The organism is Paenibacillus sp. 01T424 (assembly GCF_056398745.1).
Genome location: NZ_JBFTPZ010000053.1, coordinates 1 through 15741 on the forward strand (window position 1 = coordinate 1; position 15741 = coordinate 15741).

Genomic DNA, 15741 nt, shown 5'->3' on the forward strand with positions numbered 1-15741 from the left:
GGTAAAGGACCTGAGTTTACCTCGGAACTGGGGTAAAGGACCTGAGTTTACCTCGGAACTGGAGCAAATAAAGGCGGAGAATCGGTTCTTAAAGCAACAAATAGATGTGCTAAAAAAGTACAAGGAAATGGAAAGGAGTTGTCACCAAAAATCATAGTTGAACTGGTTGAGTTGATTCACGGGGAAGTTACGATCACCAAAGCTTGTKCATGGCTGGGTGTGCCACGTGCTACCTATTACCGATGGAGARCAAAAAACRAAACTCGKCCATTGGAYAGCATGGTTGAAGAGATTCGAGAACTCTGCACTGAGCATAAATTCCGTTACGGATACCGAAAGATTACTGCACTGCTTCGAAAAAAGCACAAGATTAATCACAAGYGCGTACAACGAATCATGCAATGTGAGCAGCTWCAATGTCGAGTCAGAGTMAAGAAACGAAAGCAWACAGGGCAGCCTGCTTATGTAGCTGAGTACCTRTTAAAGCGGCAATTTCAAGCTGAAGCACCGATGCATAAACTCGTCACGGATATTACGTATTTACCATTCGGYGGAAAAATGATGTACCTATCGAGCATCCTCGATTTATATAACGGRGAGATCGTAGCTAGCAGTCTATCCGATACRCAAGAYACGGMCTTTGTCCTRGATACACTYAATCAATTRCCAGCTGTGCCTGGTGCGATYCTSCATAGCGAYCAGGGCAGCGTCTACACGTCGCTGGGGTATCAGGAAGCTGTAAAAGGAAAAGGCATTACCATGAAGCATGTCCCGCAAGGGAACGCCCGCTGATAATGCCCCCATTGAATCGTTTCATTCCACACTAAAGTCTGAAACGTTCTACCTCGAAGGGTTGAGCCATACAACGACTGCAATCGTTGAACAGACCGTTCGAGACTACATCACTTACTATAACGCAATTCGTATTCAAACGAAACTAAATAACCAGTCGCCGATTGATTACAGGCGACTGGCCGTTTAAACTTGAAGGTGTTTTGATCCCTGTCTCACAAATGGGGGTCAGTCCCCTCAACTAACTCCTCCTCTCTGCTTTCATTTTCAAATACCTATTAACATTTCTAAGAACGATTAATTTGAATCATCTATCATTTTAAGATTAACACTCAGCTTTGCTTGATAAGTCAGCAATTCGTAAGCAAAAAGTATGATGAATATCTGAATACTTTTCTGAAACCGGAGCATTCTAATTGAAAAATAATGGATGTGACAGACATGCATACGGTATGGAAAGGCGCGATCAGCTTTGGCCTGGTACATGTGCCGGTTAAAATGTATACCGCAACCGAAGACAAAGATATTCATTTCCGGAGCCTACATAAAGAATGTGGTATGCCTATTTCCTATATAAAGACATGTAGGCAATGCGACAAAGAAATTGATCCAGCTGAAATCGTAAAAGGTTTTGAGTCTGAAAAAGACAGATATGTAATTATTAAAGAAGAAGAGCTCGAACGCTTCCAGAATGAAGCCGCGAAAACAATTAAGATATTGGATTTCGTTGATCTACAGGATATTGATCCCCTTTATTTTCAAAAAGCCTATTACCTGGCCCCTGATTTGGCAGGCGCTGGAGCCTACAGCCTGCTGCTGGAGGCGATCAAACAGACTGGCAAGATTGGCATAGCCAAAATTTCCATACGCAGTAAAAGCAGTCTTGCGGCGATCCGCGCCGTCAACAACTGCATTTGTATGGAGACCATGTTTTATCCGGACGAGATACGCTCGCTCTCTCAAGTCCCAAATCTTCCATCACAAACCGTTATAAACGAAAAAGAACTCTCATTGGCCAAAGCTCTTGTGGAGCAGCTGAGTGAGAAATTTGAACCGAGCAAATATACGGACGATTATCGGATATCCCTTCTTGATCTCATTGAACAAAAGATCACCGGTAAGAGTATAGATGTTGTTACTGCTCCTGCAGCAGAAGATAGATCAAATGTAATTGATCTCCTGGCTGCTCTACAAGCAAGCCTAGATTCAACTAAGCCTGTGACTGATAATTCTCCGCCCACTAGGAAACGAAAAAACGCTGCGAAATCTAAGGATAACGTATCATGACTCCTATTATGGTTCTGCCTGGCGTACCAATGGCCCCAATCACTTCACCGGATATACCTACCGGTCCAGACTGGGGCTATCAAATCAAATGGGACGGTGTGCGTACTCTGGTGAGACTTGACGGCGTAGGTGGCATAGAAATATTTTCAAAGCGCGTAGAACTCCGCAATGATCGATTTCCTGAGATCGTAGAACTTTTGAAACCGCTACGAATCGGTGCCTGTGTACTTGATGGAGAAATTGCTTACTTTGACGGTACACGACCAAACTTTCAGCGCGTCCTGATCGGGGTTAGCCGTAAGAAATATGATGACAATCTGATTTTTGTAGCTTTCGATATGCTCTATGATGATGGACAAGATATTCGCTCTCTCCCCTTCAGGGAGCGATATGAGCGACTTACAGCAAGGCTTCCAACAAAACAGCCAAGGTTATTTGTTACTGACCTGGTATATGATGGACCTGCACTATGGGATTGGGTTAATACTCATGAGTGGGAAGGTATCATATCCAAAAAGCTAGACAGCCCCTATGTTGAAGCTAAAAAGCATCGATACTGGTATAAAAAAAGAAAAGAAGTTCGGATCGTTGCTGAAGTCGTTGGAATAAAACTAAAGTCAGGATATGTATCTAGCCTGGTATTGCGGTTCGAGGATCGATATGTTGGCCACGTATCGGGTATAGATGCGGCTTCCAAAAAGGTGCTGAAGCAATTTATGGAGCAGCATCCTGGAGAGTGTCCCTTCCCCGTATTGTCTGCCGGCATGAAGAAATCAGATGTTAGATGGCTTAGCATCCCCTTCTCCTGCAGGGTTACCGCTTTAGAATTTAGCGACTCCGGTATCTTACGGCAGCCAAAGCTATTAGGATTTGGGAGTGGCAATGGATGAGAGAAGGCGACTATGTACGTGTGCGAGGCGCTAAAAAAGTCGGAAAAGTCCGGAGTATTAAGGATAGAAATGTAGAAGTCGAATGGATATTTGAAAAAATCATGAGCAGCGGAAAATTCAAACACATCGTGGAGTATGAAATTGATAATTTAGAAGGAGTTTAAAGCATGTTGAAGCAAGAAACCTTAACGGTCACATGTATTGGTTGCAATAATAAGAATGAGATCCCGATTGACAACCTTTTAGATTACTCTTGTATTACCTGTGGAACATCCATATTAGCATTAAAAGAAACGGAGCAAGAAATATTGGTTAAAGAACTGGATAAAGCATCTGACGAATTGGATCATATCATTGGGAATGTTATGTTTGGCAATATTGATCCTGAAATGGCGTCAAATTGGCTCGAACACGAATCAGGTCGAATTGTAGATACGTTAAATAAGGCGAAGGAATACATAGAAAATAACGAAAAAATGGAATAGTTGTTTTTATAAACGTATGACCGGCTACAATTATAAATACAATGGCAGCCGTGGGTTGCGTAAAAATGAACCAAGGCTGCGTTTGTATGTGGAATAATCATTTAGGAGGATCTATGCATGTGTGGACGATACACGATAACCTCAGAGCTCGATGAGATCATTAACACCTTTGCCATAGTTGAAACCGACTATGAATATACTAAGCGATATAATGTTGCCCCTACACAAATCGTACCAGGCATTATTCTTAAAGAAGGAAAACGGGTACTCTCAGGATTTAGGTGGGGACTCATTCCTTTTTGGAGCAAAGATCCTAAAATAGCTTATAAAATGATAAATGCACGAGCTGAAGGAATCGAGAAAAAGCCAGCATTTCGCAGTTTGTTAAAACGAAACCGAATCTTGATCCCAAGTAACGGATTTTATGAGTGGCGTAAGGAAGGTGAAGGAAAACAGCCCTATCGATTTCAGATGAAAACAAAAGCTGTCTATGCCTTTGCTGGACTTTATGATACCTGGCGAGACTCTAATGGGGAACCCATTTCAACCTGTACCATTATCACGACTACGCCGAATCAGCTTGTTTCAGATGTGCATGATCGTATGCCGGTCATATTAACGGATATACATGGCTGGTTAAATCCCGAAATGGAAGACGTCTCACAATTTCTCAAACCATTTCCTGCCGACGAAATGATGAAATATCCAGTCTCAAGAGATGTAGGAAACGTTAAAAATTCAGATGAATCCTTAATAAAGGAAATTCCTTTGAACTCCAAATAGCCCCATTAGTATCATCGGTTTCTCCAAAAAAAAATTTATAAGAACCTAGTAATTGAAACAACGAGTGCAAACGTTTTAAGTTGAGCTATTGTTTATCATTAGTTGATTTTAAATTACATTGCTCGAGATAGGTGAGTAGTGCTTATGCAATTTTTTTCCTTCTTTTTCGTTTACGATTATATCAAGCACGGTAACACCAGCATCTATAGAGAGTCAATTCAGAATTTTGAGCATTAACCATTTTTAATAGTTATGTTAATAATATTCTTTCACGATTCTAAATCCTTAAGCGAAAGTAGGTTTATCTTTTCTTGTTTTTTCTGCCAGACTACGATCTTCACCGTAGAAGGAAACGTGAATCTTATGCGGCTCACTTTAAATGTCAATATAATGAGTTCGAGCAATTCTTGATCTGATATATTCTCGTATCCTTTAAAGCGTGTGATCCCGGATCCCAAAACGGGTAGGGCTACTGTTCTCCCAGCATAGACTCTGTCTATCTCAGTCCAGAAATTTAAAAGGCAGCTTATGTAGTCGTTTATCTCGAGGTACGCTTTATTACTAGCATCGAAACGAGAGAACGCCGTAAGGAGATAATCGTCTACCATACATATTGTTCCTAGTTTATATTGAGTTTTCTTTCCAATAGTCCTTCCCTCGTTTGTGGAGGCGATCATCTCTGGTAAATGGTTGTCAGAAGAGATAATGTCGTCTAAAGTATTTACATTTCCCGAATAGAATTTTTTGATATATATTCCGTTGAGGGAAGTGCTTGAAATAACTTTCTCGTCTACCATTGTGTCGAAATATTCATTAAAAGCAACTGCTTTCAGGTCAGCTTCCTCAGAGAATAAATCACCAAACTTCACCTCAACCTCTGAGTTGTTAATCGTTAGTTTGATGCTCCGACGTAAATTGGCATGAATCCAAATTCCGATGTAAACAAGGACCAGCAATATCAGTGTCCCTCCACCAATGAGCGCCTTGTTTTTGGGCTCTATTTCAACAAAGAGAAAGACAATAGAGGTGATAACGCTTATCACGCTTAGAAAGCCGTAGAAAGTATGTAGTATCTTTTTATCAAAAAACGAGACTTTCATTCGCATCTGCTCCTTTATCGAATTAAGCCCCATTTGATTTGCGCGTCACGGTTGTAATAATTCTTCCCATCACTAAGATGCTCACCGTTCACATGAAAACGCGTAATAGCATCCATAATGCAATCCTTAGCAAATGCGATATGGATAGCCTCTACACCAGTATTATTGATACGCTCGGCAAGCGCCTTTGGCCATATGTCACTGTGGCTCTCTACATTCAAAATGGATGAAAACTCGGGATATGCAATAATAAGCGGAATTTTGTATGTATCTATGGCTTGCTCTATCTCATAGGATAAAACGCTTCCGGTAAAACGAGTCTTTTTGGTAAGGATGACGAGCATGTTTTTTGATGATTTAAGTCGTTCCTGAATCCGCGCATATAGAGTTGTCCGTTTACTTGTATCGCGTACTGCATCCGTTTTCTCATGACTGTTAGTTAACGAAAACTTGATGTTTTTGTTTGCACTCCATGCTTGAATAGTGGAATAATATCTAAAGTCAGACTTTGTAGGATCTTTTTCTCCTAAACCATCAAAAGCAACATAGGTTCCTGTCCGATTTGCCATGTGTTAATCCTCCTAATATAAAGTATTATTTTCACCTGTTTACTCGTTCATTATTAAACATAAAACTCGTCTACTCCGACCTCTCAAATCTATTATCACTACTTAATTCTCTGTGTAAGAGTATCTTATACGGTTCAACGTGATTGATTTTCAACTAAACTGCCCGATAGCTTCTTTATAATTTCCATAGTGTGTCGACATTTAGGGAAATTGGAACAGCCATAAAACTCTCCCCGTTTCCCATTACGTTTTACAAGTAAATAGCCACACTGGGGGCAGTCCAGATCTTCAGGCTCCATATTCTCGTTGCTCACTGCGACTTCATTTTCAAGTTCTGGTTGTTGGGTAATCTGTTTTGAACTTGGAGCCTTCTGTTCAGGATTTATTGCTAACATCAACTCAATCAGCTGCTGCCGCATGATTAAACGAACGCCGTTAGATTTGGCCAATGTATACGCCTGCTCTGTATAATCACTGTTGGTAACAACCCACGCTTCTGTTGCTCCGTAATGATTCAATGCTGTATGTACTTCTTGCACGGCCTTTAGACCAACATTTTTGCTATAACGCTTCGCCTGGACCACGATTTTCTTTCCAGCTTTTGAGATGATTAAATCTGCACCGTAATCACCTGCAGCTTGTGTAACTTCTGCAGCATAACCGTGTGCTTTAAAAAGATGACCCAAATACTTCTCAAACTGTCGCCCCTCCATCTTATCGATTTCTGCAATGCCGGATCTCTTTAAACGCTCGATTTGTTTTTGATTTATGGAGAAGATAATAAAGGCGTAGCCCGCAAAAATTACACCGGCAGCAATCCCTGCAGCTACAATCGATTTCGTAAGCGAGTAGGCTCCCCATCCAGCCCCAATCATGAGTAGCAGTATAAATGCCTGTAATGGATCTAACTCTTCCTTTTTTCTTCTGCGCCTGGCCATCTGTCTTGCCCCTTTGTCGTTTTATGTTGTCTATCCATTTCTAAAACAGGAAAATATGCCCACACGTATGCAAATGTAGTAGAATCTTACTATATTTCTGTTAAATTTGGAAGCATTCTATCTATTCTCATATCAATGGAGGCATAAATGATCGAACTGGAAAATGATTTTAAAAAATGGTTAATTAGTGAAGGATTTGTAACCGAAACGATTCGAAATTTTGTATCTCAATTCTGTGAGTTTTGTAGGTTTTGCGATAGTCGAGGCTATAGTGTACTCGAACTAAGTGTTAGTGTTTCACGCGAGTATTTAGCCTGGCTTTGTGAGCGGCCAAATTATCATAATGGCCAACCGCTTTCTACAGGAACACGTCTGAAACATTACTATTGTTTAAGACAAATTGGATTATTCCTTGCGGAGAAGAACTTATATAATGGTGATTTAGTGAAGGGGATTCGGAAGCCTCCTAAAAAACAATCGGTCATTCAAGGTTTTTCTGCAGAACAATTACAAGCTAACATCAATGCCGTCCGAGAAATACGAACAACACCACAATATAAAGAACGGATGGCTCTGTTAATCTTTATGTTGGCCAGTACAGTCCTAAGAATCTCGGAAGCAACCAACCTGCATGTTTATTCGCTTGATCATAACAAAAGGATCATGCTAGTGCTAGGGAAAGGTAACAAGGAACGCGAAGTTCCCTTCTCTCGTGAGCTATCCACGCTGATACTGAATTACATCAACAAATATGGCATTAAACGAGACGATTACTTGTTTGCCTCACGCTATAAAAAGCCTTAGCATCATCATCCATACGAGATGCTCTGCGTAAAACCGGCAAATTATTAGGTAGCTATTTAGATATTGACCGTATGCGGGTAAGTCCTCATACGTTTAGACATACTTTTGCAAGGCTTTGGGTAGTCAATGGAGGAAATACCATCGCATTATCACGTATCATGGGTCACACATCAACCCGAATGACGGATAAATACGTTAGCCTTTGGGGCATTGATTTAAGCTCATCCTATGACCTATGTAATCCATGTGGCAATATTAGCGTTCCGGATTTCACTGCTTATTACGAACCTAAAGATGAGATCGCATAGGACCCTGAAAAAACGCTATGCCCATGAGTTATCGAATAATCTATCTGCGGTTACCATTATGAAAATCAAAAAAAGGGTGCTTCAGCCTAAAAGCTGCAGCGCCCACCAAGAAGCAACCTCAGAAATCTAAAGGTTGCTTTTTCTGTATTCTGTATCCATTTTATTTCTTTGTAAACGCAGTGAGAAAATTGATATATATTCTTTCAATTGTAGCTGTTCTTTGAAAGTGCCATGGTATAATAAATAGCCTCTTAAATTCTAGTCCAATCATCATAACTGTCGTCATTACACTTCCGGAAATCGTTAAGCTTTGAGCAGCTAATGAACCAAAGACTGGTACAATTTCCGATAATTTCGACAAATCTCCTTTCGTTGCTTCCATAATAGGTTTTGTTGCTGGTGAAGAATAGCCAGTTGCTGAGTTAGTATGCATTTCAAAAGTATCCGTAGAATGTAAAAGCAATCCATCATCTTTTAGGAGGTTGCGTAAATGATAAAAAATATTCTCGAGTACTTTCACTGTGAATTGATTAACAGCCACAACATATGTACTTCCACTCTGTTGGTTATGCATCATAAACTTAGGTCCAATCAATTGTGTAGTATAATTACAACCCATAATGAAATCAAACTTCCCTGTTAATGATGCCAATTCTGAATTTGGTTTCAATGTATTTATTAGGCCAATAATTTCGGGTTCAGACATGTTCTTCAAGTCAGGCACTTGATTCGCGAATCCCGTTAAATCAAGTTGCATACTTTTAAACTTATCAGGCTGTTTAACTTTTTCCATAAAACAATTCAGAGCGTCTGGGTCAATATCAACAATAACTATTTCGTCAAACAGAGACTCAAGTTTCTGAATATCCACATCATTCCCATTTCCTGCACCTAATAATAAAGCTCTGCCTGATAACGGTTTGTGTGAAACACTTAGTTTATCCCATATCTCAGTATGCATTTTTCTTAAAGAAGACCAACTATCCCATCTATTTCTAGTATCCGTATTAGCTTGTTGCTGTACATCTAGCATTTAACTTTCCTCCACTTTCTGCGATTTCTTCATTTGTATTTTTTTGTAACTCTTTGTCATATTCTATAAATGATTTATTTGTCCTCTATTTCTAAATTAATTTAAAGAAAAGGCAGTACTGTTAATATTACGGGCAGTACTGCCTTCTAACCAAATTACCAAGCTTTATGAAATTCAAAAAATGCAGTCCAATTATCTTTAATCTGTATGGTTACATCCGTCTCCTTCACCACGCCATTCGAATACGTGGCTTTAAAATGGAATATATAGTCCCCATCTTGTAATGACTCTAACTTAACCTTAGCTTGCTCAGCACCTATATAACCACTCCATGCCTTTTTGTCGGTAGATGCTAAGCTTGTGTTGCCTATTCGCTCCGCTGCTACTTCGACCTTGGTCGCCTTTGTGGTACTAACGCCGGTATCTGTTGTTCTCGCGTTAAGAACAAAACGTTCACCCGCCCAAAAGGTTGAAGGACTTCGCAATTCCTTCGGTTTTACTTCATTCCATCGCAGTCGATTTGCTTCCCACTCTTCCGTATGCACTACTTCTGCCGTAATTCCCAATGCGAGAACCTGCATTGTTTTCGTCACGATAATGGGATCTGCAATGCCATCACTTACTGTTTGTTTGACGCTCCAGTTTCCAACTTCCATTAGCTGCAGCACCGGCCCTGTTTTCGGATAAGATGCACCGCTACGTATAAGCGTATAGCTGAAATTCCGCTTAGCTCCCGATGGACTTGTGAGTTCATACGCCACTGACAACGGATCTCCATCCTCATCGTTGACAGATGATGCTATGGTTACAAGATCCCCTTCATACACTGGCTTAGGTGACCAATCAAAGTCAGCTGTCGGTGCTCGGTTCGTACTGAAATGAATATAGGCATAATAACCCTCGTTACCGGCTACGTCATAATCTAGCACAGTCAACCGGTACTCTTGGCCAGCCACTAGTCCAGACACACGATATGATTTCGCCTGCAGGGAAATCGGTATACTGTACTCTGTTGTGCCATCTTGATTTAAGTCAATATTCGTCACGCTGCCATTACTATTTACCTTTTGTAGATAGAATGTGCGTGTCGCATGGCCAGAGGACGGAGCTGCATCGCTAAAGGCATTAAACTTCACCGTTACGGCTGTCGGTTCAACCTCCAACTGCTCATCTACATCTGCAGGCTTAACGGTATCCACAAAGAAATAACCATTTGAAGAATATGGTCCCCATAGAAAACCATCGTTTGCCCTGGCTCTCCAGTAATATAATCCGTCTGCTAGAGCTGTTGTGGTATAGCTTGCTGCAGCAACCGTGGCATTCGTATCAACCACTCTTGCACCATCCGACACGCGATAAACTTCATAATCTATTGCGGTAATTGGATGGTTCTCCGGATCAATGGTAAATACGCGCAGCTGCGGTCGATTAATGTTGGTGTAGACCGGATTATCTGCATTAGCTCCGTTATACGAGAGTAAATGCGTATCTGGCGGTAAATCCAGCACAAAGTAGCGGATGTTACTTAAATTTGACCAAGCACCCTTTGAGTAGACCTGCCCTTGTACACGTACAACACGTCCAGGATTGATCATACCATCCATTACCTTAAAGCTTTTCTCTAATCCTGCATAATCAATATACAACGCAACCTCATTTGTATCTGTATATGTTAGTGATAAGCGATACTGCTCTTGTGGATCATTCTCTGCATCGTAATAGGTCCAGGTTATCGTCGGTTCTTTTACGAGTACCGTAGGAGCAGCCGCTGAGGTTCCTCCTGGATAGGTTATGGTCATTACTGGTTTGGTTTGGTTCACAGGCGGTAAAGCGTCTTTGTAAATAACTTGCTGCGCCCAATATGACCAAGCCCCATGAAGATCCTTTACTTGCTCTTGAATGATAAGTTCGACACCTGGACGGCTATAAATTGTCCGTTTACCGGCTGTCCACGTTGTTTCATCCGCCCAGCGTGTGCGGAACACTTTATCAAGCAGGCGATTGGGGATATCCGGATCGTAAGAGGTATCAAAGGTATCGTAATCAATTGCTTCACCTTCACCATACACATAACCTGTGAACCGCGCATCAGGCAGTGCAATTGGTCTACGATGGACATATAGTAGCTTAGTGACCGGCTCCGACCATTTACGATAGGATGATATACCTGGATTATCTTGCGCTCTGTAGCTAATCTCGTAAACACCAGGTTTCTCTAGTGAATTTAAAGTTGTTGAACGTGTCTGTCCATGATACATGCTCATCCCTTCAGGATTCTCAAAAATATTAGGGTTGTGGCTGTACGTCCACTCTTCTAGTATCTTAGGATCTTCCTCTATATCGGAGAAGATTTTGTCATAGGTAATCGTTTCATTGATTAGTACAGCTTCATATTTCTCCTCGGTGTACATATCACCATAATTTAGTTTCTTAACATTGGAGAAAACAGCATTCGACTGTCCTAACGACATTAAACCGGCAAAACCTTTTGAATACGTACCATCGGCAACCTCTAGTACTTTCGCATAATTCACATATACACGCTGGATGCCATTAACCGATTCTACTTTAATCGGATACGTGTTAAACGCAGTCCGTGTCATAGGTGTAGATTGCAATAACGTTTTCACACCATTAACCACACGGAATAACGATAGGGTGTTCTTGCTCCACTCCATAGCATACATATTCTTTTCATTCTGGATCTGGAAAGCAGCTCCGATAACCTTGTCATTTCTTATATCACTAACATTCGCATGAAATTCTAAGGCGTAGTTTTTCATCGAGCTTCCTGCATCATAGAGCATTCCGCCCCAATCATCGCTAGTAATTTCAACTGTATTCGGATCTATTTCTTTGATTGAACCATTTGCGTTAGCTGAAACAAACGGCATGACATTTTTTTCGTAAAAAACATAAATGGWGCCATCAGGTAAAATAGGTGTTGATGATCCTGATTGCTTTTGATTATTTCCTGGTTCTGGTCCGGAATATGGTGTCTGGGCAATGACACTATTGGTTGTTGCATTATACAAAACGGACCATATTTTTTTAGGTGCATCAGCATCACCCCAAGAGCTTCCCACACCCATAAACACAGGATAAATAATCTGATCGTATTGATTGATAAATATTTTACCAAGGTTTGAACCATAATCTACACCTTGAAAACCGCCGTGTTGGTCTCCATAGTAATTAAAAAATGCATTATACGATTCGTGCGTTCTACCTTGGGAATACGTCAATAAATTGGAAAATACGATTGGATTTGCATTGGGTGCTACATCTGAATAACCTAATGGATGTGAACTTTCGTAACTGACAACCCTTCTTCCAAAAGCGCTCTTAAATATTTCTTCACCGTAATAGTCAGTACCGCTCTCAATTGCCTCAAACATAGTAGTACCTGTTTTACTGCTACCCATGGACACATAATTTACATATACAAATCTTTTTGAATCAGATATGGAAGCCGCWGATAGTCCAATTGCACCCCCTACAGTAACGGTACGAGCTACACCATTTTTTTTCACTTGTACAACGAGACCTCTCACTCCTCCTAAACCAGAAGAATAGCGATCTTCAAAGTTATACGTGAAGTATGCATCTCCGTTATCATCTTCGGTCAAGTTAATGTTTGAAATAAATCCTCGATCCAAGTTCTCCCCTGGTGCTTCCCACACTAAGCTTTTCGTTTTTAAGGAGTATTTGAAAATTCGCAATTGATTATTGTAATTATAATTATATTGCTCTGGCACATCATACGAGAATTTACTAGCTACATACATATACTCGCCATTAGATGAGATTTGGACAAGAGCCGGCCCAATTCCGCTGCCTAGTCCGCTAGGTGATGTTAAACTAGATTGCAAATGAATGGAATCAAGATACACACCATTTTTATCGTACCGCGCAATGACCACTAAATATGGGTTGGCTGCATTTTGACTTCTATCTGCAAAGTAGAAGATTTCATCTCCGTCAATTTCCATAAGTGTGAAGCCAGAAGGTGTATCAAAATTAACCGTCCTTAAAAGCTCACCTGTAATTGAATTTCGTTCATAAAATGTATAGGGATAGTTTGGCAAACTATAATTTTGATTATAAGAATATAGCCGGTTCCCACCGAAAACCTTGTTGAATAATATTTCTGTAATTGGCACACTCCAAGTGGGTTTAGCAACAATATCTGCAGCAAGCTGATATTTTGTTCGTGAGTTCGCTCCATTTCCTGAGTTTGGGTATCCCACAGAAAAGTTTGCGTATACTCCATTTTTTGTCGATAGTGTAGTAGCATCCGCTTTCCATGCCGCTTTTTGGGCATTTCCGCCTTTGTATGGCGTCTTAGCCGTCCACGAACGTAATATCGATTGCGTCGAATAGTTAGTTATTGGTGGGCCGCTGTCTTCTCCCTGCCCTGGCTGCTGCGTAATTCCAAACACGTTAAAGTTAACTGAAGGAGCATAATTCAGAATATCGGTCGTGACAATTCCTGAATTTCCTTTCATTCCATAGTCTTCAGTTACTGAGGCGCGATATTGCCGCTTACCAACGGTCGTGTAGTTGACAGAATGTGTTGTTTTAAAAGCCCCATCATATAGCGGTTTCCACGCTTCTTCCTCAAAGTTTCCATCACCATCTTGGTCATAGCGTTCTTCAAGAAACAGATACTTTAGAATGTCACCGTCAGGACTCTCCGCATCGATATAAAGCATAAAGCCATTACCCCGATAAGACTCTTCAGGCGCTATCACTGCTACCGTTGGTGGTGCATCCGGTATAACCTCCATGATTAGATTCGCCCAATCACTTACTCTACCGGTTGTATCATAAACTCTACCCTCGATGCTGTACTCACCTAAATTAGCAGGCGTTACGGTAAACCACCCATTTGTATAGGCTGCATCGCCTACTTTTTTATAACGCATCTCTGACTTGCTAAAATCAATTTTTTCGCCTCTATCCTCTAAAGGAGTATACGAATTTAAGAGGTTGTATGGCCGCTCTAGAGGTCTCCCTTGTACCACACGTGTTATTCCTGATACGATGGCTACTGGTTTGGGATCTACAACCCGAAGTAATGCAGTATCCTTTTGAGATCCACCAAATTCATCAGTTACGATAATTTCAGCTGTATAGAAGCCAGGAGTATTATATGTGTTATACATAAACTCATAGTCTGTATTATTGGGTAGTACTGTACTCAAGTTTTCGGTGAATTTCCACGTATAGCCATTCAAACCTTTTGATCGATTAATAAGCGATGACTTTTCACCTGCAATGATAGTTGAAGGTTGAAATTCAATGTCCGCTATTAAATCAGGCTTAGGTGTAGGCGTTGGTTCTGGTGATGCTGAAGGAGTCGGAGTTGGTACTGCTTTATTGGCCACATTTATTATAAGCTCCGCCCACTCAGATACCTTTTTAGCGCTATTTGTTACGCGCAGCTCCACCACATATTTTCCTTCAGCTGCAAAGTCTTTGGCAGCTGGCTTGGTCGCTATCGTTTTACCTGCCGGATTCTTATATTTCCATTCTCGTATCGTGATAGCTTCCTTCCCTGGTGAATAAGAGAGTTTATCATCAAGTTTTGGATCTGCTGAAGGCTTAATTGTTATCTCTGGCTCGGTGCGATGATCTCCCTCAACGTGTGATATGATGGCCATTGGTGTGGTCGGCTCATTTAGCTTATTGACCATAATTTGAAATGCTTTTGTATTGTTAGTTTCATCTGTTTCCGTAATCTGGCCATTAAAGTCAGCCTTGGCCGACAACTTCTTAAGACCACTAGTCGCAAAGCTCGTACTAAATGTTACTGTGGAGCTTGCACCAGGAGCAAGGTTACTTATAGGCTTTGTAGGTTCAGGAGAACTGCCAAATAGGCCCACAACGAAGGAGCCGCTATTTTTATTTCCATTATTTTTGACGGTGACAACGATTGAGGTAGCTTGGTTCACATAGACCGCGTCGGGGTGTACGACCTTCGTTACTTCCAAATCGATTGTCTCTGGAATGACATTTATATCAAGTGTTTTCATAGGTTTTATTGTAAAGATTTCATACCACCAAGAACCGTCCGTCCATTCGCTCCACATTTGGACAACACCAGGAGTGAAATCAGTTGGCTTTTGTTGAATAATAGCGTAATCGAGCAATGTGTCGCTAGTCCAGCTTGCACCTTTGAGTGCATTATAGCTTGTTATAAAATTAGAAGAGTAAGATGGTTTGTTGTAGGGATCTACCATTTTAGATAACCACGCTGGAGCTTCAGGATTACGTGTAAAATCTATAGATTCTTTCAACCCTCTACGTTGGCCTTCAGGTTGAGCCCATGGCTTTTTAATCCAATTTTTCGCTACGCTGCCGGTTGCACTAGAGTCTGGTGGGAATCTCCAGTTCCTATAAACAGATCCGCTCGCATCCCAACCAAGATAACGATATTGTCCAGTCTTCTTGTCCGTCTCATTACCTGAAACTTCAGAAGGACTACCGTATACAACAACTGATTCACCTATGTTCAATGAATTAAGCAAATACTTTTCGTTAAGGGCTTTACAGTTTGAGCTCATTTTAGGAATTTTATAAACGCTTATTATCCCTTCAGCCTTTGTTCCGTAGCTTGGAGGAGATGGACATACCCCCGCCTCAACTCTCTGAGGTTGAAATGGTATTGAAGTAACAGTAACGACAACAAGCAACAAAAAAAGCAACTGCGCTCGCAGCTGCTTTCGAAATATTATTTTCATTTTTAC

Annotated in this window: 10 protein-coding genes and 2 pseudogenes; 7 read left to right on the forward strand and 5 right to left on the reverse strand. The window is 41.0% G+C overall.

What is annotated here, in order from left to right; translation table 11 throughout:
• The 6 genes and pseudogenes from AC1DPK_RS29135 to AC1DPK_RS29160 form a co-directional block, all read left to right on the forward strand.
• A pseudogene (locus tag AC1DPK_RS29135) lies at nucleotides 1-982 on the forward strand (IS3 family transposase); the annotation flags it as partial.
• A 251-nt stretch (nucleotides 983-1233) separates the two neighbouring features.
• Entirely contained in the window at nucleotides 1234-2079 is an 846-nt protein-coding gene (ku, locus tag AC1DPK_RS29140) for a non-homologous end joining protein Ku (RefSeq protein ID WP_441887161.1), read from the forward strand.
• Nucleotides 2076-2969: an ATP-dependent DNA ligase gene (locus AC1DPK_RS29145; RefSeq protein ID WP_441887163.1), complete on the forward strand. Its 894-nt coding sequence runs from the start codon at nucleotides 2076-2078 to the stop codon at nucleotides 2967-2969. The genes ku and AC1DPK_RS29145 overlap by 4 nt, the downstream gene beginning before the upstream one ends.
• Nucleotides 2966-3133 carry a hypothetical protein gene (locus AC1DPK_RS29150; RefSeq protein WP_441887165.1) on the forward strand — a complete coding sequence of 56 codons (168 nt, stop codon included), beginning with the start codon at nucleotides 2966-2968 and terminating at the stop codon, nucleotides 3131-3133. Before AC1DPK_RS29145 ends, AC1DPK_RS29150 begins: the two co-directional genes overlap by 4 nt.
• A gap of 3 nt (nucleotides 3134-3136) precedes the next feature.
• Nucleotides 3137-3454 carry a hypothetical protein gene (locus AC1DPK_RS29155; RefSeq protein ID WP_441887167.1) on the forward strand — a complete coding sequence of 106 codons (318 nt, stop codon included), beginning with the start codon at nucleotides 3137-3139 and terminating at the stop codon, nucleotides 3452-3454.
• Between the two features lie 117 nt (nucleotides 3455-3571).
• Nucleotides 3572-4237, forward strand: a complete 666-nt coding sequence (locus AC1DPK_RS29160) for an SOS response-associated peptidase (protein WP_441887169.1) — start codon at nucleotides 3572-3574, stop codon at nucleotides 4235-4237.
• A 269-nt stretch (nucleotides 4238-4506) separates the two neighbouring features.
• Here the strand turns inward: AC1DPK_RS29160 and AC1DPK_RS29165 are convergent, their stop codons facing one another.
• The 3 genes from AC1DPK_RS29165 to AC1DPK_RS29175 form a co-directional block, all read right to left on the reverse strand.
• Nucleotides 4507-5337, reverse strand: coding sequence for a macro domain-containing protein (locus AC1DPK_RS29165; protein WP_441887171.1), 831 nt, complete (start codon nucleotides 5335-5337; stop codon nucleotides 4507-4509).
• Between the two features lie 14 nt (nucleotides 5338-5351).
• Nucleotides 5352-5906, reverse strand: coding sequence for a TIR domain-containing protein (locus tag AC1DPK_RS29170; RefSeq protein ID WP_441887173.1), 555 nt, complete (start codon nucleotides 5904-5906; stop codon nucleotides 5352-5354).
• A 134-nt stretch (nucleotides 5907-6040) separates the two neighbouring features.
• Nucleotides 6041-6844 carry a restriction endonuclease gene (locus tag AC1DPK_RS29175; RefSeq protein WP_441887175.1) on the reverse strand — a complete coding sequence of 268 codons (804 nt, stop codon included), beginning with the start codon at nucleotides 6842-6844 and terminating at the stop codon, nucleotides 6041-6043.
• Between the two features lie 585 nt (nucleotides 6845-7429).
• Here AC1DPK_RS29175 and AC1DPK_RS29180 point away from each other — a divergent pair.
• Nucleotides 7430-7956: pseudogene (locus AC1DPK_RS29180) on the forward strand (tyrosine-type recombinase/integrase).
• 160 nt (nucleotides 7957-8116) lie between these two features.
• Here AC1DPK_RS29180 and AC1DPK_RS29185 read toward each other — a convergent pair.
• Together AC1DPK_RS29185 and AC1DPK_RS29190 are read right to left on the reverse strand one after the other, a co-directional pair.
• Nucleotides 8117-8989: a hypothetical protein gene (locus AC1DPK_RS29185; RefSeq protein WP_441887177.1), complete on the reverse strand. Its 873-nt coding sequence runs from the start codon at nucleotides 8987-8989 to the stop codon at nucleotides 8117-8119.
• 155 nt (nucleotides 8990-9144) lie between these two features.
• Nucleotides 9145-15735 carry an Athe_2463 domain-containing protein gene (locus AC1DPK_RS29190; RefSeq protein WP_477512446.1) on the reverse strand — a complete coding sequence of 2197 codons (6591 nt, stop codon included), beginning with the start codon at nucleotides 15733-15735 and terminating at the stop codon, nucleotides 9145-9147.
• Between the last annotated feature and the right edge of the window lie 6 nt (nucleotides 15736-15741).